Genomic DNA, 25,738 nt, shown 5'->3' on the forward strand with positions numbered 1-25,738 from the left:
TCATGAAGGCGTCCCGGTCGGGGTGATCTGGCCGGAGGGAGCCCGCCGCTGACCGCGTCACATCGGCTTCTCGCCGAGAGCGGCCCGCAGCCAGTCGAGGGAATCGGTCGCCAGGACGGCATCGGCGAGGTCGTTCGCGGTCTTCGTGGTGAGCCGGCCGCGGCTGTTGTCGATCCACCGCTGCGCGTTCGCGTAGCCCTGCGCCTTGTACTCGACGCCCTGGATCAGGCATTCCAGCTTGTCCGCGTCCCGGGCGCAGACCGCCTCCAACGACTCCTTCGCCTCGTACTCCGCGACGAGGTCCCTGATGGTCGAGGCCAGGACGTCCGGCATTCCCCCGACTTGGTCGGCCGTCACCGCCACCGGATCCGCACTCGGCGCGTACTTCTTGCCCAGGTGGTTGACGTCCCCGGTGCGCGATTCCTGGGAGTCGTGCCAGACCGCCAGGAACGCGGCCTGCGCCGGATCGGCGCCTTCGAGCCTGGCGATGACCGAGGCGATCAACGCGGCCCGCCAGGAGTGCTCGGCGACCGACTCGGGGTCACGGACACCGGCCATCCACCAGCCCGTGCGCTTGGTCTGCTTGAGCGTCCCGGCTTCGAACAGGAACCTCGCCACCGAGCCCAGATCGTCCGTCACTGCCGACTCCTCTCACACACGCCACGACCGAGGTCAAGCGGGCCGCGCCGCCGCAACCGCATCGGTGTACAACTCGGTGGTCAAGTCGTCCTCGCCGATGCCGAGTTCTCCGAGTACGGCACGGACCAGGGAGAGGGCGGGGGTGAGCTCGGCCGCCGTGGCAACCGATGTCTCCACCTCGATGAACGTCGCGCCATCCAGTTCCGGAACGCGAACGAGCGTGGCCAGCACAGGCCACCCGTCCTGCTGGAAGCTGTAGTTGCGGCACCGCTTCTCGAACGCGATTCGCGGGGTGAAGCCGAGGCCCCGGACGATCTCGTGCATCGCGTCGGCATCCGCGACCCTGGTCTCGGCCTCCGGCTTCGACCCGGACGCCTCGTCCACCCGAGCGTCCTTGTACGTCAGCACGGTGCGCGTGTCGTCCCGGCTGTGCACGGTACGGATCCGCAGCTCCCGGTCAGCGCCCATCAGACTGCCGTCCGGCGCGTCATAGTACGTGTCCCGGTAGACCTCGGCCCGGCCGGAACCGTACCGCTCCTCCAGCTGCTTGAGCACGCCCTCCGGGTCCCGCACGATCGCCTTGAGCTCCGCTTCGATCGCCATCCCTCTGCCTTCCCTCAGATCACACGCTCGGCACTGTCCACCATGGCATCGAACTGCCGGCACCAGCCCCGGTACAAGGGGCCGTGCGGAGTGGGCAGCACCTTATAGGTTGCCGACTCGTGCCCTTCCCAATCCGCGTCGAAGGCTCCGACGAACAGGGTGCGGTCCAGCCGGATGATCCGCCACACAGGCATCGTGCGGTACCGGTAGACCTCGACCTGTCCGTAGTCGGACAGCTCCCGCAGCCGGGCCTCCGCCAGTCGGATACCTCCGGCCAGCGAAGCCGTGGATTCTCCGATCTCGGCGGCACGGAACTCGGCAGCCGGCGACTCCGGATCAAGGAGCAACACCCGCAGACGGGGGGCGGGGCCGCCATCGCGGCGCAGGTGCTGACGCAACAGAGAATCGCGCAGGGCGAGGAGACCAAGGCCACGCACGGCCAGGACGTCCAGTTCGGCTGCCGATCCCGCCGCACACTGGATCTCGGCGGAGGCCGATTCCTGGTCGCCGTACACACGGACGATCTCGGGAAACGCCGCCAGATCAAAGGCGGATCCGGACGTCCGTCGGCAGGTCGACCGTGGTGCCAGCCCGAGTAGCCGCCGCGCATCGTCGGGAAGGTTGAGCCCGTCGGCGATCCGCTCGAAGACGTTCAGCTTCGTCACCAGCCGACGGCCGTTGAGGATCTCGTTCACCCGGCCTTGCGTCATACCCACCTGAACCGCCAACCGGGCCTGACTCGCGCCGCTGTGGTGCTGCACATAGCGGAACAGCGCGGCGACATCGCGGTCCCGCAGCGCGCACCGCACCTGCTCGTTCTGCCAGGCAAGGTCGGCCAGCCTGATCGGTTCGAGCGCAGTGCCCGTGAGGCGAACCCCTCGTCAATCGATCCATTCCACCGTGAGATTACCGTCTGGATATCGCCGACTGCGCTCGGTGACGCGATTCTGGATGCGCGGCCGACAGTGCGGACGAGGGCGAACCGGATCGAACTCGGCAGTCCCAGAACGGCCATGACATGCGGACGCGGCGAACGACAGGAGCGGACACATGACCACCCCACAGCCCAAACCCCCGAGGCCGCCGGCGCCTCCCGGCCCCGGGCCGGACATGCCGGTGAGCGGGCCGACCGGCCGCAACTCCACGACGACCATCACGACCAGGTAGGAGATTCCCATGGGATGGGGCCTCGGCAAGGGCGGAAGCTCCGGCGGCGGCAGCGGCGCCAACGACGGCGGTCAGGGCAAGCACGCCGGCAAGAAGGACTTCAACACGACGCCGCAGAACCAGGATCACCAGTCGGGAAAGTCCACCAGCAAGCACGGCAAGGACGACGACAAGAAGTGACCACCAGCCAGAAGAGTCTGCGGCAGGCCGGAACGACCGGCCTGCTGCAGGCTGTTTCCCGCCAGCTCGGCCACGACGTGGCCCCGGAGTGGCGCAAGGCGGCCGAAGCGACCCCGCGCCACCGTTTTCTCCCTGACCGCATTTGGCTGGGGCCCGACGGCGGCTCCCTCACGCCGTGCGACCGTGGACGCGAGCCCGACCGGTGGTTGGCCGCCGCCTACGCGGACGAGCCGGTCGTGACGCAGATCAACGACGGGCAGGAGGTGAAGGACCCGTCCGACGCCCTTCCGTCCTCCTCGGCTTCCGCCCCGTCGATCGTCTTCCGGATGCTCGAACTCCTGGACGTCGAACCGGGGATGAGAATCCTCGAAATCGGCACGGGCACCGGGTTCAACGCAGCTCTCCTGTCCCACCGGCTGGGTGACGTCCGGGGTGACGGAGGTCTCGGATGGGGCGTCCAAGCGCCATTCGACCGTGTGGTGGCCACGTGCTCGGTACGGCGGGTTCCGTACGCTTGGATCCGCCAGAGTCGGCCTGGCGGAGTCATCCTCACCCCGTGGTGCGACGACTGGAGTCACAGCGGCCTGCTCCGCCTCACCGTCGGCGACGACGGGACCGCCAGCGGCCGTTACTCCCCTGACAGTGCCTTCATGCTGATGCGTACCCAGCGCCTCGACCTCCGGCTCTTCCGGGACGTCGCCCTGGACGAGCACGTGCCCACCGAGTCCACGACCGCCCTCGACCCGTGGGCTGTCGCGGATTCCGCCTTCGAGACCCAGTTCGCCCTCGGCCACCGCCTCGGCGACCTCTGGTACGCCTGGCACCACGGACCCGAGGTCGAAGGCGTGGTGACCCGCCTCTGGGTGGCAACGACCGACGGCGGCTCCTGGGCGGCCGTCGACTGGGACGGCCGCGAGAACACCGAGCGCTACACGGTGTGGCAGCACGGCCGGCGCCGGCTCTGGGAGGAGGTCGAGGCCGCTCACCGCTGGTGGCTCGACAACGACCGCCCCGGGCCGGACCGGTTCGGCTTGACCGTCACGCCCGAGGGGCACACCGCCTGGCTCGACGACCCGGCGAACGGGTGGCCCTTGCGGTAGGACCGCACCCGCTCCCGGGCACACCCCTGCGCGCCCCCTCGGCTCTGGGGTCCGGAGCAGTTGGTGCCTGTTGAGCGCGTCCGGCTGCGGTGGCAGCCGGACGCGCCGGATGCCCGCCTGGACGGCAGTCAGCCGGAACTCGACCATGTCCGGCCACTCCGAGAGGACGGCCACCACCTATCGCTCATGCGCGGATGCGGTACGGGATCTCGCCAGGCCCCGGTTGTTCGAGAATCGCAGCGACCGCCTCCTGGCGGATGCGGGGCTCAGTCCGTCAGTTCCCAGAGCAGCCGGTAGTAGGCGGTCCGGTCCGGGTCGGGGGCGATGCCGTAGGCGTCGAGCAGCGGCTGCTCCCAGCCCGGGCCGTAGTTCCACTGGGTGCTCCAGGTGGCGATGGCGAGGTCGGCCCAGCGGTCGGCGAGGCCGAGGGTGCCGAGGTCGACGTGGCCGGTGTGGGTGCCGTCGTCGCCGATCAGGGTGTTGGGGGCGCAGGCGTCGCCGTGGCAGACGACGAGGTGGTCGATCGGGGGGATGTCGGCGAGGGTGGCCAGGGCGCGTTCGACGGTGCCGTGGTGGCGCAGTTCCTCCGGCCAGTCGGCCGGGTCGGTGCGGCCCGCTTCCGCCTTGGCCCGGGCATTCGACAGGCGTGTTTCGGCGGACCAGTCGAAGGGGCAGTCCGCGACGGGCAGTGCGTCGTGGAGGGCCCGCAGGCCGGCGCCGATGGCGCGGACGGCGGTGGCGGGGTCGCGCTTCCAGTGCTCGTCCACGGCCGACCGGCCGGGCAGGCCCTGGGTGACGAGCCAGGATCCGGTTTCGTCGGCGCCCTCGCCGATGACCGGTGGCACCACGGCGAACCTCGCCGCCCAGCGCAGGCGGACCGCCTCCGCCGCGAGGTCGATGCCGGTGCCGGTGTCGCTGCCGCTGCCGGCCGGCGTCCACTTCACGAACTGCCGGGTGTCGCCGTGGCCGAGCTGGAAGGTCAGTCCGCCGAGTTCGTTCTCCCAGACGGCCCGGACCGGCCGTCCGGCCGCGAGCTCGGTGACGACGGGTGGCGGCTGGACGGGGTCCTGGGGCGCGGCGGCGATCATCCGCCCATTCTCACCGGGGCGGGCGGCACCCTGCCAACCGTTTTGCGGGGTTCCGCCGCTACCAGGCGGCGGCCCGGAGGACGTCCTGGGCGAGGTCCTCGACCGACCGGTCGTCCGTCGGGACGCGGACCGCGCCGGCGCCGGGATTTCCTGTCGCCGGGATCTCCCGCCGCCGGGAGGGCGGGGCGGCGGCGCTCCCGTTCCCGGGTACGCCGCCGTCCGGCCACCGCCCGTCGGTCTCAGCCGAGCGGCAGGGACTTGAACGCGCGGGCCTGCTCCGTGATGGCGCGTTCGGTGGGCAGCCGCTCCATCGAGGAGGCGCCGAAGAACCCGGCGATCCCGGTGGTGTGCTCCAGCACGTAGCGGGCGTCCTCGGGTTCGGCGATCGGGCCGCCGTGGCAGAGCACGATGATCTCCGGGTTGACCCGCTTCGCGGCGTCGTGCATCTCCTGTACGGCGGCCGCCGCCTGGTCGAGGGTGAGCGCGGTGGCCGCGCCGATGGAGCCCTTGGTGGTGAGCCCGACGTGCGGGACGAGCACGTCCGCGCCGGCCCGGGCCATGTCGGCGGCCTGCTCCGGGTCGAACACGTAGGGGGCGGTGAGCAGTTCGCGCTCGTGGGCCTGGCGGATCATGTCGACCTCCAGGCCGAAGCCCATCCCGGTCTCCTCCAGGTTCGCCCGGAACGTGCCGTCGATCAGTCCGACCGTGGGGAAGTTCTGCACCCCGGTGAAGCCGACGGCCTTCAGCTGGTCCAGGAAGTTGCCCATGATCCGGAACGGGTCGGTGCCGCACACCCCGGCGAGCACCGGCACCTCGCGGACCACCGGCAGGACCTCCCCCGCCATCTCCAGCACGATGGCGTTGGCGTCGCCGTACGGCATCAGGCCCGCCAGCGAGCCGCGGCCGGCCATCCGGTAGCGGCCCGAGTTGTAGATGATCAGCAGGTCGACGCCGCCGGCCTCCGCGCACTTGGCGGACAGGCCGGTGCCGGCGCCGGCGCCGATGACCGGCTTCCCTGCGGTGATCTGCGCGGTCAGGCGGGCCAGGGCTTCGGTGCGGTTCACGGGTGGGCTCCTCGTTCGGTGGGTGTCGTTCGGTGGGGGGGTAACGGCAACGGTCAGGCGTGCGCGGTGATCAGCTGGTGCAACCGGTCGGCGGCCGCGACGGCGAAGGCCGGGTCGTTCAGGTGGGCGTCCAGCTCGCGCAGTTCGACCGGGCCGTCGGCCAGCGCCGAGCGCAGCGCCGCCAGGCCGGCCCGGTCGGCGGCCGGGTCGTGGAACGGCCCGCCCGGCGCGTCCACGGCGGACACCCCGCCGAGCGGCCAGAGCACCGTCACCGGGCCGCGCGCCGCGTTGAGCTTGTGCCCGAGGTCGGCGCCGACGGCGGACATCTCCTCGGCGGTGGTGCGCATCAGGGTCACGGTGGGGTTGTGGACCAGCAGCCGGCGCTCGGCGAAGCGCTCCGGGACGGTCTCCCGGGGGCCGAAGTTGACCATGTCCAGCGCGCCCGGCGCGACCACCTGGGGGATGCCGGCCCGCCCGGCCGCGGTCAGCCGGTCGGGCCCGGCGCTGAGCACGCCGCCGACGAGTTCGTCCGCGAGTTCGGTGGTGGTCAGGTCCAGGACGCCGGCCAGGAAGCCGCCCGCGGCCAGCTTCTCCAGCGCCCGGCCGCCGGCCCCGGTGGCGTGGAACACCAGGACCTCGTAGCCGAGTTCGTCCAGGCGCTCGCGGGCGGCGTCGACCGCGGGCGTGGTCACGCCGAACATGCTGGCGCCGACCAGCGGACGGCCGTGCGGACGCGGGGCGGCCAGCACCCGCTCGTGCCGGACGGCCATGCCCGCGGCGGCCGCCGCCGCGTTCCCGAGGATCAGCGAGGACACCGAGTTGATGCCCGCGACATCCACCACGCTGTACATCAGGGTGACGTCGCTGCTGCCCACGTACGGTGCCACGTCCCCGCCCGCCATGGTGGACACCAGCAGCTTGGGCACGCCGACCGGCAGCGCCTGCATCGCGCGGCCGCGATGGACGACCCGCCGCTGCCCGCCACCGCCAGGACGGCGTGCAGCCGGCCCGACCGGTACAGCTCGCCGACCAGCCGCTCGGCGCCCTGAGCCATCGCCGTCACGGCCGCCCCGCGGTCGCCCGCGGAGCGCAGCGCCGCCAGGTCGTGCCCGGCGGCCCGGGCGACCTCCTCCGGGCCGAGGTCGGCGGCGGGCGTGCCGGGGGGCGGCGGCAGCACGCCGGCGTCGACCATGACCACCTCGCAGCCGTCCTCCCGCAGCCGCTCGGCGAGCCACGCGTACTCCGCGCCCTTGGTGTCCAGTGTCCCGACCAGTACGACGGTCGCCATGTCCCTGCTCCTTTGAACGGACGGTTCCCCGATCATCCGGCGGGGCCGGGACGGCGGCCAAGACCACTTGCGGGCAAGTGGCCTGCCATCGGCGCCGGTCACCGGGCCGGATGGCGGCCGGGGCCACCGGGGCATCATGGACGGCATGGACCGGATCCCCGCCACCCGCCTGTCGCGCCTGCTCACCGGCTGGGCCGCCGACGGCCCGGGGGCCCTGCCGCGGCTGCTCGCGGACGCGCTGCGCGAACTGGCCGAGCGCGGCGACGTGGCCCCCGGCACCGCGCTGCCCTCGCAGCGGGCGCTGGCCTCGGCCCTCGGGGTCAGCCGCTCCACCGTCACCTCCGCGTACGGGCTGCTGGAGGCGGAGGGGCGGTTGGAGAGCCGGCACGGCAGCGGCTCGCGGCTGCGCGCCTCGGGGGCGGTCGGCGAGCCCGTCGGCGAGGGGCGGCTCGCCAGTTTCGGCACCCGGGACGGCGTCGTCGACCTCTCCAGCGGGGCGCTGGAGGGCCTGCCCGCCGTGGCGGACGCCCTCGACTCGCTGTCCGGCCGGGACCTCGCCGCCGCACTCGCCGGTGACGGCTACCTCCCGTACGGGCTGCCGCGGCTGCGCGAGCTGCTGGCCGAGCAGTACCGCGCGGCCGGCCTGCCGACCTCGCCGGACCAGATCCTGGTCACGGCCGGGTCCCAGCAGGCGCTCTGGCTGATCACCCAGGGACTGGTCGAGCCGGGCGACACCGTGGTCGTCGAGGACCCGACCTACCGGGGCGCCCTGGAGGCGCTGCGCGCCCGGGGCGCACGCCTGGTACCGCTGCCCGCGTACGGCTCCCGCTCCGGCGCGGCCCGCGCCACCGACGTGCACGACGACGGGCCCGCCGCCCTGGCCCGGCTGACCGGCCGGATCCGCCCGCGCCTGGTGTACCTCCAGCCGGCCGTGCACAACCCGACCGGGCGCGCCATGAGCGGGCCGACCCGACGGGCCTGGGCCGCCGTCCTGGCCGAGCGCGGCCTGTACACCGTCGAGGACAACGCGTACGCGGAGCTGTCCCTGTCCGAGGACGGCGCGCCGCCCCCGCTCGCCGCACAGCTGCCGGACGGCACGGCCGCGACCATCGGCACCCTCTCCAAGCTCTACTGGGGCGGCCTGCGGCTGGGCTGGATCCGCGCCTCCCGCCCGGTCATCCACCGCCTGGCCGAGCTCCGCAAGTCCGTCGACCTCTCCTGCCCGGTGGTGGAGCAGCTGCTCGCGGTGCAGCTGCTCCAGGGGCTGCCGGAGGCGCGGGCCCGGCGCCGCGCGCAGCTGCGCGAGCGCCTCGCCGCGGCCGAGCGGCTGCTCACCGCGCAGGCGCCGCACTGGCGTTGGGAGCGGCCGGCCGGCGGCTCCGCGCTGTGGGTCGAGCTCCCCGGCACCGACGCCGAGGCCACCGCCCAACTGGCCCGCCGGGCCGGGGTGCTGGTGGTGCCCGGGCCCGCCTTCTCCGCCGTCGACGGCTTCCGCAGCCGCCTGCGGCTGCCGTTCGCCGCCCGGCAGGACCAGCGTGACCCGCACGACCAGTACGACCGGCTGGCCGCCGCCCTGCCCGTCCTCCTGCACAGCGCCGACCGCGCCGGCCCGGTCCGCTGAGCCGCCGTACCCGCTGAACCGCCCGACCCGCCCGACCAACGCCCCCCGGCTCAGCGGCGGAGGGCCTGGCGGGTGCGGCGGGCGAGGCGGTGGGCGCGTTGGACGGCGACGAAGGCGGGCATGGAGTCGGCCTGGGTGAGCCGGTACTTGAGGCGGAGCTGGGGGCTGAGCCCCGCCTGGGCCTCTGGGCCGATGGCCTGGAGGAGCCGGGCGACGTGCTGCTGGTAGGCGGCGCGGTAGGCGCGGTCGCCGTCCGGGACGGTCCAGAAGAACATCGGGATCTCCTCGACCAGACAGTTGCGGTCGTAGGCGCGCAGGTGCTCGGCGAAGGCGGGTTCGGGACGGGCGAGCAGCCATTCGCGGACGAGTTCCATCGAGCGGACCCGGTCGACGACACCGCGCGGGTCGGTCTTCTTCTGGGTGATGGAGAGGTCGCCGTCCTCGCGCACCCGCCAGTGGTAGACCGGGTCGGCGAGCACGTCGACGCGTGCGGCGAGGAAGTGGTGGGGCACGCTGACCGGGGCGTCCTCGTACAGGATGCCCTCGGGGTACGTCAGGCCGGCGCCGTCGAAGAAGGAGCGCCGGTAGACCTTGTTCCAGGCGGTGCGGTCGGTGACGAGGGCGGGGGTCTCGCCGATGTGGGTGCGCAGCCGGGTCTCGTGGAACGGGCGGCGGTGGGCGTGCGAGGGGCTGAGGCCGGTGGTGCGCAGCCGCAGGGCGTTGCCGGCGGCGAAGTCGGAGCCGGTCCCGTCGAGGGTGCTGATCATCAGCTGGTAGGCGTTCGGCGGCACGACGTCGTCGCTGTCGACGAAGGCCAGGTACTCGGTGCCGGGGGTGAGGTGGCGCCAGCCGGTGTTGCGGGCGGCGCCGAGGCCCTGGTTCCGCTGCCGGACCAGTCGGAAGCGCCCGTCCCGCTCGGTGTACTCCTCGGCGATGACGGGGCCGTCGTCGGTCGAGCCGTCGTCGACCAGGACGCACTCGAAGTCCTCGAACGTCTGGGCCGCGATCGAGTCCAGGCACTCCCCGAGGTAGCGCTCGACGTTGTAGATCGGGACGACGAGGGAGAGACGCGGGGCCATCGCACGGCCTTTCGCTCAGGACACGAGCGGACGGGCCGGGCGGCCGTCGACCGCCGGTCACCGACAGTGGCCCGAGCATACGGACCGTATGCGGCCCGCGGGCGAACGCCGGGTTGAATCGAGCGAGCGGAACGGTGCAATCACCGGTCCGCCGGGGCGTCGGCCGCGCCCGGCGTCAACCCGCCCGCGCGGGACGCCCCTTGGGGCGCAAGGGGAGGGCCCCGGACCGCCCGACCGGTCCGGGGCCCTCCGTCACCCGAACCGGGTCAGGCGCTCTTGACGGCCGCGAAGCGGTCCGAGACGTCCTGCCAGTTGACGACGTCCCACAGGCGGGTGACGTAGTCCGGGCGGACGTTGCGGTACTGCAGGTAGTAGGCGTGCTCCCAGGCGTCGAAGGCCAGCAGCGGGGTGGTGCCCTGGCCGACGTTGCCGTGGTGGTCGTAGACCTGCTCGACGATCAGGCGCTGGCCGAGCGGCTCCCAGGACAGGATGCCCCAGCCGGAGCCCTGCACGCCGGTGGTGGCGGTGGTGAGCTGCTTCTTGAAGGCGTCGAAGCTGCCGAAGTGCTCGGTGATGGCGTCGGCCAGCTCGCCCTCGGGGCGGTCGCCGCCCTCGGGCGAGAGGTTCTGCCAGAACAGCGAGTGCAGCACGTGGCCCGACAGGTGGAACGCGAAGGTCTTCTGCAGGCCGACCAGGCCGCCGAACTGCTCCTTGTCGCGGGCCTCGGCCAGCTGGTCCAGGGTGTCGTTGGCGCCCTTGACGTACGCGGCGTGGTGCTTGGAGTGGTGCAGCTCCAGGATCTCGGCCGACATCGCCCGCTCCAGCGCGGAGTAGTCGTACGGCAGGTCGGGAAGCGTGTAGGTGCCCATCAGGACACGGCCCCTTTCGGCGGGTTGAACGGTGGTGATCGTGCCGGGACAACACTATTGCGTATCAGTTGCAAGAACGAAGCATGGGCTCCTGCTTATTCCCGCACGTCCCGTCGGGCACAATGACCGCCGCTGACCACCCGTCCGGCCCAGCCGACTCGCCCCGCCCGCCCGACCCGGCCGACCTGCCCGGCCCGTACGCCCCGTCACCCCGGCGGCCCGTCACTCCGCCGCACCGGCGCCCCTCCGGCAACGTTTCGGTCTCGTAGACCGGCAATCCGTTCCCGGGGCTTCCCTCCGTGTTCGCCGTTGTGCCATTTTACATGTCACACAGCAAGGCCCGTGCGCCCCACGCAGCGCGGCCACCCCCACCCTCAACGGCCCCGGAGGCCCCCACAGATGCGTCCCTCCTCGATAGCGAAGGACGGCGCGCGCAGACTCCCTGCGCTCGGCACCGCCCTCCTCCTCTCGCTCGGCCTGTTCGCACCCGCGGCGCAGGCCGCCGCCCCCGCGGCCGCCCCGGCCGGTCAGCCCGCCACCTCGGCCGGCCAGACCGCCGCACCGCGCACGATCCCGGTGCCCAAGTCCCCCGACACCCCCAAGGACGCCCGTCCGCTGGTCTCGGACCCGCAGGCCAAGGCCACCGCCCCGACGGCGGGCAGCACCGTCGGCGCCGCCAGGTCGGCACGGGCGCTCACCGCCGCCGCCTGCGACGTCTCCGCCTTCACCGGCAAGTCCGGTGCCGCGCTGGTCCAGCAGGTCAAGGGGGCCGGGCTCGACTGCGTCAACACCCTGTTCACGCTGACCGGCAACGACGCCAAGGGCGCCTTCAACGAGGCCCAGATGGTCACCGTCGCCAACGCCCTGCGCGACACCGCCGCCACCTACCCCGGCGACAACTCCACCTCCGCCGGGCAGCTGGTGCTCTTCCTGCGGGCCGGCTACTACGTGCAGTGGTACAACAAGGACGTCGTGGGCCCGTACGGCACCGGCCTCCAGACCGCCATCCGCGGTGCGCTGGACGCCTTCTACGCCGCCCCGCACAGCAAGGACGCCACCGACGCCAACGGTGCCACCCTCGCCGAGGCCGTCACCCTGATCGACAGCGCCCAGGAGAACGCCCGCTACACCGGCGTCGTCAAGCGGCTGCTGAACGACTACACCGGCAGCTGGCCCGCCACGATGGCCACCGCCGTGGCCAACACCGAGACCGTCATCGAGCGCGGCTTCGACCTGCCGGAGTTCGTCTCCGCCCTCCAGGCCGACCCGGCCTTCGCGACCACCGTGTCGTCCTTCGTCACCCGCAACAGCGGCCAGCTCAACGGCGGCGACACCGTCACCAAGATCGGCATCCAGCTCGGCAACCTGGTCGCCAACGACGCGCTGCGCGCCCAGGGCCGGCCGATCGTCAAGGACCTGATCAACCGCTACCCGCTGGTCGGCAACACCGGTCCGCTCACCATGAACCTGCTCTGGTTCACGGAGAAGAAGGACGCCGGCAACTGCTCCTACTACGGCACCTGTGACGTCCCGGCCAAGCTCGTGCCGCTGGTGCTCACCGTCGACCACACCTGCAACGCCAACCTGCGCATCCGCGCCCAGGACATGACCGCGCAGCAGCTCGCCGACACCTGCACCAGCCTGGTCAACCAGGACGCGTTCTTCCACAAGGTGGTCAAGGACAACGGCCCGGTCCCGAACGACAACAACACCAACCTCGAGGTCGTCGTCTTCGACGACTACTACAACTACAGCCTGTACGCCTGGGAGATGTACAAGATCGACGTCGACAACGGCGGCATGTACGAGGAGGGCAACCCGGCCACGGTCGGCAACCAGGCCCGCTTCATCGCCCACGAGGCCTCCTGGCTGCGCCCCCAGTTCCAGATCTGGAACCTCAACCACGAGTACACCCACTACCTCGACGGCCGCTACGACATGTACGGCGACTTCGAGGCCGGCATGACCACCCCGACCATCTGGTGGGTCGAGGGCCTCGCCGAGTACGTCTCCTACAGCTACCGCGGCGCCCACTACGACGACGCGGTCGCCCAGGCCGGCAAGGGCACCTACGCGCTGAGCACCCTGTTCGACACCACCTACGACAACGCGGACTCCACCCGGATCTACAACTGGGGCTACCTGGCCGTCCGCTACATGCTCCAGTCGCACCCGCAGGACGTCGACGCGCTGCTCGCCAAGTACCGCGCCGGTGACTGGAACGGCGCCCGCACGCTGCTGAAGACCACCATCGGCACCACGTACGACGCCGACTTCGCCACCTGGCTCAAGGCCTGCGCCGCCGACAACTGCGGCTCGCTGCCCACCACCGAGCAGCCCAAGGCCCCGCTCTGCACCGCCACCGACGCCCGGCAGTACGACAAGAACTGCCGCCGCGACAACGTCGCCGCCACCACCGGGAACTACAGCTACAGCTTCCTGAACCTGCCGGCCGGCGTGAAGCAGCTGACCATCACCACCAGCGGGGGCACCGGCAACGCCGACCTCTACTACAACGCCGGCTCCTGGGCCACCACCGGATCCTCCACGGCCAAGTCCGCCACCGGCGGCAACGGTGAGACCCTGACCATCACCAACCCGCCGACCGGCTACGTCTTCTTCAGCCTCTACGCCCAGCAGGGCTTCGGCGGCGTCACCGTCACCACGACCTACAACTGACACCGACGCCCCACGACCGACCGACTGCCGCAGGCAGCAGGGCCCCGCGACTTCGCGGGGCCCTTTCGCTTTCCCGTTCCGACCCCCCCGCCCGGGGATATCCAGGGGTTATAACGATTCGGCCATCGAATAGGCCGTCAACGGCCCGTAAGAGATCGCATATTCCTCTGCCGAGGGGGTGTCCGGGCGGCGAAGTTTCGGTTAGTGTCCATGAACAGATCAACCGGTTCGGCCTCCGGCAACGGAATGCCGAATATCTCTGACGGCTCGGGTGCGGCATTCTCGCCACACCCGCCAATCCCCGGAATGGAGAGTTAGTCATGAAGATGGTCAAGGCGCTCGTCAAGAAGTTCAAGAAGAACGACGACCTCGCGAACCACGCGTGGGTGCTGCACGTTATCTAACGTGTCCAGCCGCTGGCGGGGGCCGGGTCGGCCGTGCCCCCGCCGGCGCCACGGCGCGTCCGGGATTCCTCCGCGCGCCACGCCGAACACACTGACCTGCCATTGCGCATTGGAGGCCGGATTCCCGTGGAAGAAATGGCGACGGCAACCGCGCGCAGCCGTTCCCTCGTGTTCGCCCCGAGGATTCAGGAGCTGCTGGCCAGGGACGAGAAGGTGTTCCGGATCGACCCGTCGAAGGTCGGCGTCTCGGACTCCCGGCTGATGGCCGAAATCGTCGCGGCCCGCCCCGTCCTTTCCACCGAGCGATCGGTCTACAAGCCCGCCGCCGGCTCCGACATCCCCCACGACAGCGCGACGCGCACCATCCGCGCACTGGGGCAGGACGCCATGGCGGGCATCCGCAAGCCGCCGCCCCCGGCGCGCGGCATGGCCGGCTCCTGGCCCTACGCGGGCACCTCCTACCTGCGCCGCTGGCTGTTCTCCGACGACCCGCTGCCGGTCTCCCTGCTGTCGAAGCGCGGCATCACCCGCTCCGACACCCTCTCCCGGCTCGTCGACCGCGCCGTCACCGCCTGGCCCGGCTCCGCCGACCAGGACGGGGGCACCGAACTGGCCGGACTGATCCGCGGCGCCGACGAGACGCTGGAACGCAAGCAGGCCATCGCGATGTACCGGCGGGCGACGGCCACCCTCTGCGACGGCGTGGCCGCCCTGGCCGGCAACGCCCTGTGGCTCATGGGTCCGGAACGGGACCTGCCGGAGCACCGCGCCAAGCTCACCGACGTCCTCTGGGAGACCCTGCGCCTGCTCCCGCCCGCCTGGATGCTCTACCGCAACGGCGGCGCGGCCTACACCGAACTCCACCCCGAGATCCGGCCCGAGGACGACGTCGCGCTCTTCCCGCTGCTGATGCACCGCCACCCCGACTACTGGTCCGACCCGCTGGACTTCCGCCCCGAGCGCTGGGACGGCGTCGCGGACCCGGAGAAGACACCCGGGTTCATGCCCTTCGGCTTCGACGGCGCCCGCTGCTGGGCCAAGCACCTGATCGTGCCGCTGGCCGAGCAGCTGCTGACCGCGGCCCTGGACAACCGGCTGGTCGTCCACAGCCCGCGGCAGGACGCGCAGGTGCCGCTGCGCTCGCTGCTCGCCGTACGGTTCGAGGCGCGGGTCCGGGCCTGACGCCCCGGCGCCGCCTCCGGAACACCCCCGCCGCCCCGGAAGACCCCTGACACCACGGGACACACCATGGAATCGCCCACACTGGCCGACTGGGTCGGCGACGTCGACGGCTTCACCGGCCGCCAGTGGCAGCGCGAGCCCGCGCTCTTCCCCCGGAAGGCCCCGGAGGCGCCCGCCTCGCCCGCCGCGCCCGCCTCGCCGTTCGACCTCGACGAACTCGACGCCGCCTTCGACGGCGGGCTGCTGCGCACGCCCTACCTGGAGATGGTCCGCTCCGACAAGGTGACCATCCCGCCGGAGGCCTTCACCACCTCGCGCACCGTCAACGGCACGGCGCACCACGGCTTCGCGGACCGCGCGAAGGTGCTCGCCCAGCTGCGCCGCGGGGCGACCCTGCTGCTGCGCTGCGTCGACCAGTGGCACCGCCCGACCGGCGAACTGGTGGCGCGGCTCTCCGAGGAACTCGACCGGCGGGTGGAGGCCTTCTTCTTCGTCACCCCGGCCGGCGCCCAGGGCCTCGCCGTGCACCGCGACGACGCCGACGTGTTCGTCCTCCAGGCCGCCGGACGCAAGACCTGGTACGTCCACGACGCGCCGACGACGGCGGACTGGCGGCTCGGCGAACTCCCCGAGGACGAGCGCTCCCCGCTGCGCCTGCACGGCGTCCTGGAACCCGGCGGCGTGCTCTACATCCCGCGCGGCTTCGCCCACCGGGCGGTCGGCGCCGGGGGCCTGTCCGCCCACCTGTCGCTGACCGTCCGCGACCTCTCCGTCCAGGACCTGCGCACCGCCCTGGAAGGGCAGTTGGCCGAAGGCCTCGGCCTGCCCGCCCGCCCGCTCGGCGAGCCCGCGATCACCGACGCCTGCGCCGCCCTGCTCGCCCACGCCCGGACGAGGCTCGACGCGCTCGGACCGGAGGACCTCCTGCGCGCCGCCCGCGCCGCCCGGACCGGCACCCCCCACGCCCCGGCAGCCCCGGCCGAACCCGCGGAAACCCTCACCGAGGCCGCCCGCACCTGGGAGTCCGCCACCCCCGCCGACGGCCGCTCCGGGCTCGCCTCCGTCGGCCGCACCTGGCGCCGCCTGCGCGGCGCGGCCGGGTAGCCTGCGGCGACGGCAGCGACAGCCCGGCGCAAGGAATCCGCCTCGATGATCTGATCGACCGACAGGATGCCTCGGACTGACCGACGTTCGACCAGCGAAGCCACCCCGACTCGACGACCCTCTCCGTTCCGGGCAGCACTGGGGCAAACTGCTCACCATGCGATCAGATGATCAGAGGGACGTCCTGCCCAAGCCCGTCCTGCCGGACGTCGCCGCCGCCCGCGCGATCGGTCCCGAGGCCGCGGTGGAGGCCCGCTGGGAAGGGATCGTCCTGTCCTGGGAATGGCTCCAGCAGGACATCGGGCACGGCCCCGGCAGCTGCCACGACGGCCTGGTGCGGCTGCTGAAGGCCGCCCGCGCCGAGCCCCGACTGGGCCGGCTCTTCCCCTGGACCAGCCACCACGACCTGCACTTCAGCCTGTCGACCTTGGCCCCGTGGACCGCCGCGGGCGTGCCGTTCGCCGTGCCGCTGGACGGCGGCGGCTACCAGGTCCGCGGCCAGGGCGGCGCCGGGGTGCTCGGCACGCCCGCCACCCCGGAGGAGGCCGTCGCCCTGCTCGTCGACCACCTCCCGCCGGACCTCGGGCCGGTGTTCAACCACCCGGCGGACGAACCGCGCTGAGGCCGCCGGGGTGGCAGCGCCCCGCACCGGGGGTCACGATGGAAGCCCGGCCACCTCCGGCCCCGGCCCGATCGGAGCGCGATGAGCGACCAGCACAACGTCGTCCTGCTGACCTTCCCCGAGGCCGCCGCCTGGCGCCCGGCCTTCGACGAGGCGCAGCACCTGCCGGGCCTGCGGATGGTGGCGGCGATGGAGCGCAGCGCCGACGGGCTGCTGGAGGTCGCGGACACCTTCACCCGGGGCGCGGGGGTGGCGACCGTCGGCTCGGGTGTGCTGGGCGGCCTGATCGGGCTGCTCGGCGGGCCGGTCGGCGTGCTGCTGGGCTTCGCGGCCGGCGCGGCGCTCGGCAACGCGGCCGAGGAGCACCAGGCGAGCGAGGGCGGCGCCGGGCTGATCATGCTCTCGCCCCGGGTGCCGGACGGCGGGGCGCTGCTCGCCGTGGAGCTCCGGGAGTCCTCGCCCGCCCCGGCGGACGAGCTGGCCGCCCGGCACGGGGCCTCGGTCGAGCGGATCGACGCGCGCGAGTTCGCCGAGCGGGTCCGGGCGGCCGAGCAGAAGGCGGACGACGCGGGGGCCTCCTGAGTGGCACGGGGCCTTCTGAGCCGCGCGGGGGCCTCCTGAGCCGCGGGGGCCGTTCGGGACCGGGCGTCCGGTTCCGTACGGCCCCCGCCGTCACTCCGCCCGCAGCGCGTCCACGGTGCGCGCCCGCGCCGCCCGTACGGCCGGGAGCAGCGCGCCGAGCAGGGCGATCGGCACGCCGCCGAGGCCGAGCAGGACCAGCGCCGGGGTGCCGAAGACGTCCAGCGCGGCGGGCGGGAAGTTCAGCCCGGCGCTGCGGCCCATCGCGGGCACCGTCAGGCCGTGCAGCAGCAGCCCCACCGGCAGGCCGAGCGCGCCGCCGACGGCGCCGACCAGCAGGACCGAGGCGAGGACGACGCCCACGGTCTGGGCCGGGGTCATGCCGAGCGCCTTGGCGACGCCGGTGTCCCGGGTGCGCTCGCGGATCTCCAGGACGACGGTGTTGAACACCCCGAGCCCGGCGACCACGAGCAGCAGCAGGGTGAGCGTGGCGGTGAGCGAGTTCAGGGCGGCGATCGAGCCGCTGGAGCCGTGCGGCCCGCCGGTGTCGGCGGTCATGTGTGCCGGGGCGAGCGCGGCGGTGAGGGCGGCGGCGTAACCGGCGCGGTCGGTGCCCGGCTTCAGCTTGACGAACCAGAAGTCGGGGGTCGGGGCCGTTCCGGGCGGGTAGCTGCCGGCGTCGGTGAGCAGTTCGTTGGTCTGCACGTGCGGGTCGAAGACCTCGCCGACGATCCGGACGGTGACGGCCCGGCCGTGGGTCGTGAAGGTCACCTGGTCTCCGAGGTTGACGGAGGCCTCGGTCAGGAAGGTGGACGGGGCGACGGCCTCGCCCGGGCCCCGGTACCAGCGGCCGCTGACCATCTTGTAGCCCGCCCGGGAGGAGTCGCCGTCGAAGGCGGTCACCGTGGTGGCGCCGGCCACCCCGGGGACGGTGACGTCCTCGGTGCCGTTGCCGAGGTACCCGGCGGTGCCCGGCTGGGCGTCCAGCGCGGCGGTGACCACGGCCCGGTCGGCCGGGACGGGACTGGCCGGCGCCGTTCCGGGCGGGCCGTCCGGCCGGACCGGGTGCACCGCGACGTCCCCCGCGTCGCGGGTCTTCGCCTCCTGCACCCAGCTCATCGTCCCGCCCATGCCCACCGCGAAGACGGCCGCCGCCGTGCCGAACAGCACCGCCGCGAGCATTCCGGCCGCGCGGGCCGGGCGGGCGAAGGGCTGGGCGAGGCCGAGGCTGAGCGGCCGGGGCAGCGGCAGCCGGGCGGCCAGTGCGGCGGCGCGGGCGGCCAGGACGTCCCGCCGGGTGCCGCCCGCGGTCCGGCCGACGGCGAGCGCGTCCACCGTGCGCAGCCGGCCGGCCCGGGCGGCTGCGGCCCAGGCGACCAGCGCGACGGCGGCCAGGGTGCCGCCGGCCACCGCGACGTCCACCCAGGGGGCGAGGCCGGAGGTGTCGGTGCCGTACAGCGAGCCGGTGGTGGCGAGCACCGGGACGGTCAGCGCGTTGCCCACGACGACCCCGAGCAGGGTGCCGACGGCGGCCGGGACCAGCGCCTGGGCGACGTACGCCCGCACCACCTGGGCGGGGGTGCAGCCGAGCGCCTTGAGTACGCCGATCCGCCGGGTGGCGGTGCCGACCGCGCCGGCCACCACATTGCCCGCGACCAGCACGGACATCGCCATGCCGAGCAGGCCGAAGGCCACCATGAAGGGCAGGAACAGCGCGGTGTTGCGGTCCGATCCCTGTTTGGCGGTGAGCCAGGACTGGGCGCCGGTGAGCGCCCCGGCGGGGGCGGCGGCGGTGACGGCGGCCCGGTCGGCGGCCATGGCGTCGGCGCTGCCGGCGTCGGTGAAGCGGTAGAGCATCTGGTAGCCGGGGGTGCTGCCGGGCGCGGTGAGGGCGGCGACGGTCTCCGGGGTCACCCAGGCGTCGGCGGTACGGCTGACGGAGCGGGCGAGGCCGACGACCTTGAGGGTCGGCGCCCCCGGCAGGCCGGGCACCCGCAGGCTGCCGCCTAGCCCCCTCGGCTGGTCGTGGTATCCGGCGTCGACCACCACCTCGCCCGGCTGCTGCGGCCAACTCCCTTGGACCAGAGTGACGTTGTCGACGCCGACGGCGGCCGAGCCACGCCCGGCGACGGTCATCGGCCCCATCGTCACCCCGGGCGGCACGCCCAGGCCGGGGCCCGGCTCGGGGTCGACGGTGACGGTGCGGTACGGCCCGGCGGCGGCCGCCACCCCGGGGGCGTGCGCGGTGGCGGCGAACTGGTCGGCGCTCGCCCGGGCGCCGTCGAAGCGCGCGGTGAGGTGGGCGCCGCGCTGGTGGTCGAAGGCCTGGTCGAAGGGGTCCTGGGAGGCGACCAGCAGCGAGCCGCCGAGGACGGAGCAGGTGGTGGCCACCAGGGCGGCCAGCCCGACCGCGACGGACTGCGCCCGGCGCCTGCGCACACCGGCCCGGACGACCCTGCCGAGCGCGCTCATGCCGTCACCGCCGGGCCCGGAGCCGTACCCGAAGTCGAAGCCGCGGCCGCGGCCGAAGCCACGTCCGGCCCCGAAGTCGACCCCGGACCCGAGTCCGCCTCGACCCGGCCGTCCCGCATCCGCACGGTGCGGGTGGCGCAGTCCTCGGCCAGGGTCAGGTCGTGGGTGACGAGCAGGACGGTCTGCCCGTCCTCGTGCAGTTCCCGGAACAGCTCCTTGACGTCCTCGCCCGAGGCCGAGTCCAGCGCCCCGGTCGGCTCGTCCGCCAGCAGCAGTGTCGGCCGGTTCATCAACGCCCGTGCCACCGCGACGCGTTGGCGCTCACCTCCGGAGAGCCGGCCCGGGTGGGCGCGGGCGTGCCGGTCGATGCCGAGGCTCTCCAGCAGTTCGGCGGCCCGGCGCCGGGCCTCGGCACGCGGGACGCCGGCCAGTTCGCCGGCCAGCACCACGTTGTCGGCCACGGTGAGGTCGTCCAGCAGGTTGAAGAACTGGAACACCATGCCGATCGTGCCGCGCCGGTAGCGGGCCGAGGCCGCCTCGCCCAGCCGGTCCACCCGCACCCCGGCCACGGTGACCGTCCCGGCGCTCGGCCGGTCCAGCCCGGCGACCAGGTTCAGCAGGGTGGACTTCCCGCTGCCGGACGGGCCGAGCACGGCCACCGACTCCCCCGCCCGCACGCTCAGCGTGACCCCGTCCAGGGCCGCCCGGGCGCCCTCGTAGTGACGGCTCACCCCGTTCAGTTCGATCACCGGATCGCCGCTCATGTCCCCGCTCCTCGTCGTTGCCCGCCTGGTGACGAGGACGAAGGTACGAACGGGCGGCCCGCGCCCGCGTCAGCCGTCCGCCGCACCATCGCTACCGCGTCCGGCGGACCCGGGCGCGGCGTCATCCTTCCGACGTAGTCGCCGGGTGTACCCGCCGCCCGCCACCCGCGGGGCTGTCCCCCGGCGCCCGCGGCCCCCACAATGTCCCGGTGATCAACCATCCGACGGTGCGGCGGCTGCGCGCGGCGGTCCGGCTGGCCGGCGGCCCGGGCATGCCTCCGCCGCCCCGGCCGACCCGGCGCGGCCTGGCCTTCGACCTGGCCCTGGCCCTCTTCCTCGCGCTCACCGGCGGGCGCTACGCGACCATCGCGCAGAACCCCGGCCATCCGGACCGGCACAGCCTGTTGCTGCTGCTGGTGCCGCTCGTCCCGCTGCCGCTGGTGCTGCGCCGGCGCCACCCGCTGGCGGTCCTCTGGGTGGTACTGCCCGCCGCGCTGCTGGTCCGGCACGAGTCGGAGGACATCGCGTACGCGGCGGGCGTGGCGGTGATCGTCGCCGCGTACAGCGCCGCCGCGTACGGGCGCCGTGCGACGGCCCTGCTGCTGAGCCTGCCGGCCGCGACCGCCGCCCTCGTGGTGCTCTTCGCCGCGGCCAAACTGCCGCACTTCCCCAACGGGGTGATGGCCGTCCTGGTCCTGGTGCCGGTGTTCGCGGTCGCCTACGAACTGCGGATGTGGCGCCGCCGGGTGGACGAGGGGCGGGAGCGGCTCTCCGCCCTGGAGCGCGGGCAGCTGGCCGCGCTGGAGCGCGCGGTGGAGCTCGAACGGGCCCGGATCGCCCGGGAGTTGCACGACGTCGTCACCCACAACGTGAGCATGATGACGATCCAGGCCGGGGCGGCCCGCAAGATCCTGGACACCGCCCCGGACAAGGCCCGCGAGGCGATGGCCGCGGTGGAGTCCGGCGGGCGCGCGGCGATGACCGAACTGCGGCACGTGATGGGCCTGTTGACCATCGACTCGGAGAGCGCCGGCGACCCGGCCGCCGAGGCCGACCTCAGCCCGCAGCCGGGCCTCGGCCGCCTGGAGGCGCTGGTCCACGGCGTCCGGCAGGCCGGGCTGCCGGTCGAGCTGACCGTCCGCGGCGAGCGCCGGCCCGTCCCGCCCGGGGTCGAGCTGGCCGCCTACCGGGTGGTCCAGGAGGCGCTCACCAACACCGTCAAGCACGCGTCCGGCGCCGACGCCGCGGTGACCGTCGAGTACGCCCCCGACCGCCTGCTGGTCGAGGTCACCGACACCGGCGGCCGCCCCACCGGCGCCGCCGCCACCGGCAACGGACGCGGCCTGCTCGGCCTGCGCGAACGCCTCGCCGTCTACGGCGGCACCCTGCACACCGGCCCCCGGCCGCGCGGCGGCTACCGCGTCAAGGCCCTTGTCCCCCTGGAGAGTTCATGAACGAGCAGCCGCTGCGGGTGGTGGTCGCCGACGACCAGGACCTGGTCCGCACCGGGTTCCGGCTGATCCTGGAGTCGGAGGGCATCGACGTGGTGGCCGAGGCCGAGGACGGCGAACAGGCCGTCGCCGCCGTCCGGCGCACCAGGCCGGACGTGGTGCTGCTGGACATCCGGATGCCCGGCCTGGACGGGCTGGAGGCCGCCCGCCGGATCCTGGCGGACGGGGCGCGGCAGCCGCCGCGGATCATCATGCTGACCACCTTCGACCTCGACCACTACGTCTACGCGGCGATGGCCGCCGGGGCCAGCGGCTTCCTGCTGAAGGACGTCACCCCGGAGCACCTGGCGGCCGCCGTCCGGCTGGTCCGCACCGGGGACGCGCTGCTCGCCCCGGCGATCACCCGCCGCCTGGTCGAGCGCTTCGCCCGCCCGGACGACCCGGGCGCCGCCGCCGTCGCCCCGCACCGGGAGCTGGGCACGCTCACCCCGCGCGAGCTGGAGGTGATGGCGCTGCTCGCCCGCGGCCTCAGCAACGCCGAACTCGCCGCCCGGCTGGGGCTGTCCGAGGCGACGGTGAAGACGCACGTGGCCCGGATCCTCGGCAAGCTGGGCCTGCGGGACCGGGCCCAGGTGGTGGTCGCGGCGTACGAGACCGGGCTGGTCAGCGTGGGGTCCGCGGAGGCCGCCCGGTAGCGGCGGCGGGAGCCCGGGGTCGACACCCCGGGCTCCCGCCGCGTCAGCCGCGGGTGCGGATCACGCCAGGTCGAAGCGGTCCGCGTTCATGACCTTGGCCCAGGCCGCGACGAAGTCCTCGACGAACTTCTCCTTGGCGTCGTCGCTCGCGTACACCTCGGCGACGGCGCGCAGTTCGGCGTTCGAGCCGAAGACCAGGTCGGCGCGGGTGCCGGTCCACTTCACCCGGCCGGACTCGTCCCGGCCCTCGAAGGTGTGCGCGTCCTCCGAGGTGGCCTTCCAACTGGTGCCCAGGTCCAGCAGGTTGACGAAGTAGTCGTTCGTCAGCACGCCCGGCGTCCCGGTGAGCACCCCGTGCGCGGACCCGCCGTGGTTGGCGCCCAGCACGCGCAGGCCGCCGACCAGCACGGTCAGCTCGGGGGCGCTGACGCCCAGCAGGTTGGCCTTGTCGAGCAGCAGGTACTCGGCCGGCAGCCGGTTGCCCTTGCCGACCCAGTTGCGGAAGCCGTCCGCCTTGGGCTCCAGCGCGGCGAAGGACTCGGTGTCGGTCAGCTCCTGCGGCGCGTCCACCCGGCCGGGCTCGAAGGGCACCTCGACGGCCAGGCCGGCCGCCTTCGCGGCCTGCTCGACGCCGACGCCGCCGGCCAGCACCACCAGGTCCGCGAGCGAGACCTGCTTCTCGCCGGCCTGCGCGTTGAACTCCCGCTGGACGCCCTCCAGGGCGCGCAGCACCGTGGCCAGCCGGTCGGGCTCGTTGACCTCCCAGCCGATCTGCGGCTGGAGCCGGATGCGGCCGCCGTTGGCGCCGCCGCGCTTGTCGCTGGAGCGGAACGAGGAGGCGGCCGCCCAGGCGGTGGAGACCAGCTCGGACACCGACAGGCCGGTGGCGGTGATCCGCCGCTTGAGGTCGGCGACGTCGGCCGCGCCGATCCGCTGGTACGTGACCTCCGGCAGCGGGTCCTGCCAGAGCAGGTGCTCGGCGGGGACCTCCGGGCCGAGGTAGCGGACGACCGGGCCCATGTCGCGGTGGGTCAGCTTGTACCAGGCGCGGGCGAAGGCGTCGGCGAACTCCTCCGGGTTCTCCAGGAAGCGCCGGGAGATCGGCTCGTAGACCGGGTCGAAGCGCAGCGAGAGGTCGGTGGTGAGCATGTTCGGGGCGTGCCGCTTGCCCGGGACGTGCGCGTCCGGCACGGTGCCCTCGCCGCCGCCGTCCTTGGGCTTGTACTGCCAGGCGCCGGCCGGGCTCTTGGTGAGCTCCCACTCGTAGCCGAACAGCGTCTCGAAGAAGCTGTTGTCCCAGGTGATCGGGGTGGCCGTCCAGGTGACCTCCAGACCGCTGGTGATCGCGTCGGCGCCCACGCCGGTGCGGAAGCTGCTCTTCCAGCCGAGGCCCTGCTGCTCCATGGGGGCGGCCTCGGGGTCCGGGCCGACGTTGTCGGCCGGGCCGGCGCCGTGGGTCTTGCCGAAGGTGTGGCCGCCGGCGATCAGCGCGACGGTCTCCTCGTCGTTCATCGCCATCCGGTAGAAGGTCTCGCGGATGTCGCGGGCGGCGGCGAGCGGGTCGGGGTTGCCGTTGGGGCCCTCGGGGTTGACGTAGATCAGGCCCATCTGGACGGCGGCCAGCGGGTTCTCCAGCTGCCGGTCGCCGGTGTAGCGCTCGTCGCCGAGCCAGGTGGTCTCGGGGCCCCAGTAGACGTCCTCGTCCGGCTCCCACTCGTCGACCCGGCCGCCGCCGAAGCCGAAGGTCCGGAAGCCCATGCCCTCCAGGGCCACGTTGCCGGACAGGATGATCAGGTCGGCCCAGGACAGGGCGCGCCCGTACTTCTTCTTCACCGGCCACAGCAGGCGGCGGGCCTTGTCCAGGCTGGCGTTGTCCGGCCAGCTGTTCAGCGGGGCGAAGCGCTGCTGGCCGCCGCCGGCGCCGCCGCGGCCGTCGCTGATCCGGTAGGTGCCGGCGCTGTGCCAGGCCATCCGGATGATGAAGGGGCCGTAGTAGCCGAAGTCGGCCGGCCACCAGTCCCGCGACGTGGTGAGGGCCTCCTGGATGTCCCGCTTGACGGCCGGGAGGTCGAGGGTCTTGAAGGCCTCGGCGTAGTCGAACTCCGCGCCGAGCGGATTGGCCACGGCGGGATTCTTCGCGAGGATCTTCAGATTGAGCCGTTCCGGCCACCACTGGCGGTTCCCGCCGCCCTGGGTGGGGTGCGGCGCGCGCCCGTGGTTCACCGGGCAGCCCTCCGCGTTCGCCTCTACGCCGGTTGCATCGTGGTTGTCAGACATGGGAATCCTTCCCTCACAAGGCGGATCACGGTGTCTTCATCTGCTACCTACGGCACCTACTGCTGCGGTCTGGCCTGGTGCGCCCCGTGGTGTTCCCGCTCGGCACCGCGCACGGCGGTGACGGGAGTGGTGACGGGAGTCACGTGCTGCTGCTGTCCAGGCTAGCGCCGGAGCCGATCCTACGGTGGACGGAATCCAAGTCAAGAAAGACACCAAGCCCATATCCGATCGGGATCCGGAGGGCACCGGAAGCGCATTGGTAAACTCCGGTCCTCCCCATTACCTGAATAGGTGAACCGATATGAGTGACCTCCTGGAGCGGCTGCGCGGGCGCGGCTGGCGCCTCACCTCCCAGCGGCGTGTCGTGGCCGAGGTCCTGGACGGCGAGCACGTGCACCTGACCGCCGACGAGGTGCACGCCCGGGCCGCGGAGCGCCTCCCGGAGATCTCCCGGGCGACGGTCTACAACACGCTCGGCGAACTGGTCACCCTGGGTGAGGTCGTCGAGGTCGCCACCGACGGGCGCGCCAAGCGCTACGACCCGAACGCGCACCACCCGCACCAGCACCTGGTCTGCACCGGCTGCGGCGCCATCCGCGACGTCCACCCGCAGGGCGATCCGCTGGCCGACCTGCCGGCCGAGCAGCGCTTCGGGTTCGTCGTGGCGCAGGCGGAGGTCACCTACCGGGGGCTGTGCCCGGACTGCGCGGGCTGACCGCTCCGGCGGCCGGCCGTCCGCCCTGCCCGTACCCGCTGGCCGTACCCGCTGCCCGTACCCGCTGGCCCGCCGTGCAGCGGTCGGGGGCCGGGA

21 protein-coding genes and 2 pseudogenes are annotated in these 25,738 nt (G+C 73.4%); 12 read left to right on the plus strand and 11 right to left on the minus strand.

The annotated features are described in order from the left end of the window. Nucleotides 1-57: 57 nt before the first annotated feature. Genes ACWDCZ_RS22425 through ACWDCZ_RS22435 form a run of 3 tightly spaced genes read right to left on the minus strand, consistent with a single transcriptional unit; the run spans nt 58 to nt 2,051 of the window. Complete coding sequence (locus tag ACWDCZ_RS22425) at nt 58-639, minus strand: HD domain-containing protein (protein WP_049649992.1); 582 nt, start codon at nt 637-639, stop codon at nt 58-60. Nucleotides 640-672: 33 nt separating this feature from the next. Beyond that, entirely contained in the window at nt 673-1,242 is a 570-nt protein-coding gene (gene cyaB, locus ACWDCZ_RS22430; RefSeq protein ID WP_449813602.1) for a class IV adenylate cyclase, read from the minus strand. 14 nt (nt 1,243-1,256) lie between these two features. Continuing rightward, nucleotides 1,257-2,051, minus strand: a complete 795-nt coding sequence (locus ACWDCZ_RS22435) for a helix-turn-helix domain-containing protein (RefSeq protein WP_449816785.1) — start codon at nt 2,049-2,051, stop codon at nt 1,257-1,259. A 367-nt stretch (nt 2,052-2,418) separates the two neighbouring features. Between ACWDCZ_RS22435 and ACWDCZ_RS22440 the strand changes: the two genes are divergently transcribed. The 3 genes and pseudogenes from ACWDCZ_RS22440 to ACWDCZ_RS22450 all read left to right on the plus strand — a co-directional run bounded on the left by ACWDCZ_RS22440 (nt 2,419) and on the right by ACWDCZ_RS22450 (nt 3,689). Further along, nucleotides 2,419-2,589 carry a hypothetical protein gene (locus ACWDCZ_RS22440; protein WP_449816786.1) on the plus strand — a complete coding sequence of 57 codons (171 nt, stop codon included), beginning with the start codon at nt 2,419-2,421 and terminating at the stop codon, nt 2,587-2,589. Between the two features lie 263 nt (nt 2,590-2,852). Next, nucleotides 2,853-3,137: pseudogene (locus tag ACWDCZ_RS22445) on the plus strand (hypothetical protein); the annotation flags it as partial. 102 nt (nt 3,138-3,239) lie between these two features. Then, complete coding sequence (locus tag ACWDCZ_RS22450) at nt 3,240-3,689, plus strand: hypothetical protein (RefSeq protein ID WP_449816800.1); 450 nt, start codon at nt 3,240-3,242, stop codon at nt 3,687-3,689. A 266-nt stretch (nt 3,690-3,955) separates the two neighbouring features. Here the strand turns inward: ACWDCZ_RS22450 and ACWDCZ_RS22455 are convergent, their stop codons facing one another. The 3 genes and pseudogenes from ACWDCZ_RS22455 to ACWDCZ_RS22465 all read right to left on the minus strand — a co-directional run bounded on the left by ACWDCZ_RS22455 (nt 3,956) and on the right by ACWDCZ_RS22465 (nt 7,276). After that, a complete protein-coding gene (locus ACWDCZ_RS22455; protein WP_449816787.1) occupies nt 3,956-4,777 on the minus strand; it encodes a phosphotransferase in 822 nt (273 codons plus the stop codon). Nucleotides 4,778-5,016: 239 nt separating this feature from the next. After that, nucleotides 5,017-5,841, minus strand: coding sequence for a phosphoenolpyruvate hydrolase family protein (locus ACWDCZ_RS22460; protein ID WP_074002548.1), 825 nt, complete (start codon nt 5,839-5,841; stop codon nt 5,017-5,019). Between the two features lie 53 nt (nt 5,842-5,894). Next, nucleotides 5,895-7,276 (minus strand): annotated as a pseudogene (locus ACWDCZ_RS22465) (Tm-1-like ATP-binding domain-containing protein). Here ACWDCZ_RS22465 and ACWDCZ_RS22470 point away from each other — a divergent pair. Next, nucleotides 7,275-8,750, plus strand: coding sequence for an aminotransferase-like domain-containing protein (locus ACWDCZ_RS22470; RefSeq protein WP_449816788.1), 1,476 nt, complete (start codon nt 7,275-7,277; stop codon nt 8,748-8,750). The pseudogene ACWDCZ_RS22465 and the gene ACWDCZ_RS22470 sit on opposite strands and share 2 nt — an antisense overlap. Nucleotides 8,751-8,800: 50 nt before the next feature. On the opposite strand, the gene ACWDCZ_RS22475 is transcribed toward ACWDCZ_RS22470, so the two are convergent. Both ACWDCZ_RS22475 and ACWDCZ_RS22480 read right to left on the minus strand, forming a co-directional pair. Next, entirely contained in the window at nt 8,801-9,829 is a 1,029-nt protein-coding gene (locus tag ACWDCZ_RS22475) for a glycosyltransferase family 2 protein (protein WP_449816789.1), read from the minus strand. Nucleotides 9,830-10,095: 266 nt separating this feature from the next. After that, nucleotides 10,096-10,698: a superoxide dismutase gene (locus ACWDCZ_RS22480; protein ID WP_049649981.1), complete on the minus strand. Its 603-nt coding sequence runs from the start codon at nt 10,696-10,698 to the stop codon at nt 10,096-10,098. A 399-nt stretch (nt 10,699-11,097) separates the two neighbouring features. On the opposite strand from ACWDCZ_RS22480, the gene ACWDCZ_RS22485 reads away from it, so the two are divergent. From ACWDCZ_RS22485 to ACWDCZ_RS22505, 5 genes are all read left to right on the plus strand, one after another. After that, nucleotides 11,098-13,377, plus strand: a complete 2,280-nt coding sequence (locus tag ACWDCZ_RS22485; RefSeq protein WP_449816790.1) for a M9 family metallopeptidase — start codon at nt 11,098-11,100, stop codon at nt 13,375-13,377. 539 nt (nt 13,378-13,916) lie between these two features. Next, nucleotides 13,917-14,963, plus strand: coding sequence for a cytochrome P450 (locus ACWDCZ_RS22490; RefSeq protein ID WP_449816791.1), 1,047 nt, complete (start codon nt 13,917-13,919; stop codon nt 14,961-14,963). Nucleotides 14,964-15,029: 66 nt separating this feature from the next. Next, entirely contained in the window at nt 15,030-16,067 is a 1,038-nt protein-coding gene (locus ACWDCZ_RS22495) for a JmjC domain-containing protein (protein WP_416875550.1), read from the plus strand. 157 nt (nt 16,068-16,224) lie between these two features. Then, nucleotides 16,225-16,689 carry a DUF6193 family natural product biosynthesis protein gene (locus tag ACWDCZ_RS22500; protein WP_449816792.1) on the plus strand — a complete coding sequence of 155 codons (465 nt, stop codon included), beginning with the start codon at nt 16,225-16,227 and terminating at the stop codon, nt 16,687-16,689. An 81-nt stretch (nt 16,690-16,770) separates the two neighbouring features. Next, nucleotides 16,771-17,271, plus strand: coding sequence for a histidine kinase (locus ACWDCZ_RS22505; protein WP_380780228.1), 501 nt, complete (start codon nt 16,771-16,773; stop codon nt 17,269-17,271). Nucleotides 17,272-17,361: 90 nt separating this feature from the next. Here the strand turns inward: ACWDCZ_RS22505 and ACWDCZ_RS22510 are convergent, their stop codons facing one another. Further along, nucleotides 17,362-19,740, minus strand: a complete 2,379-nt coding sequence (locus ACWDCZ_RS22510; RefSeq protein WP_449816793.1) for an FtsX-like permease family protein — start codon at nt 19,738-19,740, stop codon at nt 17,362-17,364. Then, nucleotides 19,737-20,504 (minus strand): ABC transporter ATP-binding protein, encoded by a 768-nt coding sequence (locus ACWDCZ_RS22515; RefSeq protein WP_449816794.1) that lies wholly within the window; start codon nt 20,502-20,504, stop codon nt 19,737-19,739. Before ACWDCZ_RS22515 ends, ACWDCZ_RS22510 begins: the two co-directional genes overlap by 4 nt. A 209-nt stretch (nt 20,505-20,713) precedes the next feature. Here ACWDCZ_RS22515 and ACWDCZ_RS22520 point away from each other — a divergent pair, with 209 nt between their 5' ends. Then, the gene (locus ACWDCZ_RS22520) at nt 20,714-21,958 is read left to right on the plus strand and encodes a sensor histidine kinase (protein ID WP_449816795.1); all 1,245 of its coding nucleotides are present in this window, start codon (nt 20,714-20,716) and stop codon (nt 21,956-21,958) included. Next, nucleotides 21,955-22,650: a response regulator gene (locus ACWDCZ_RS22525; protein ID WP_449816796.1), complete on the plus strand. Its 696-nt coding sequence runs from the start codon at nt 21,955-21,957 to the stop codon at nt 22,648-22,650. The genes ACWDCZ_RS22520 and ACWDCZ_RS22525 overlap by 4 nt, the downstream gene beginning before the upstream one ends. Before the next feature lie 60 nt (nt 22,651-22,710). Here ACWDCZ_RS22525 and katG read toward each other — a convergent pair whose 3' ends face one another. After that, nucleotides 22,711-24,927, minus strand: a complete 2,217-nt coding sequence (gene katG / locus ACWDCZ_RS22530; protein WP_049650745.1) for a catalase/peroxidase HPI — start codon at nt 24,925-24,927, stop codon at nt 22,711-22,713. Nucleotides 24,928-25,228: 301 nt separating this feature from the next. Between katG and ACWDCZ_RS22535 the strand changes: the two genes are divergently transcribed. Beyond that, a complete protein-coding gene (locus ACWDCZ_RS22535) occupies nt 25,229-25,642 on the plus strand; it encodes a Fur family transcriptional regulator (RefSeq protein ID WP_049650746.1) in 414 nt (137 codons plus the stop codon). Nucleotides 25,643-25,738: the final 96 nt, after the last annotated feature.

The organism is Kitasatospora sp. NPDC001225 (assembly GCF_053597855.1).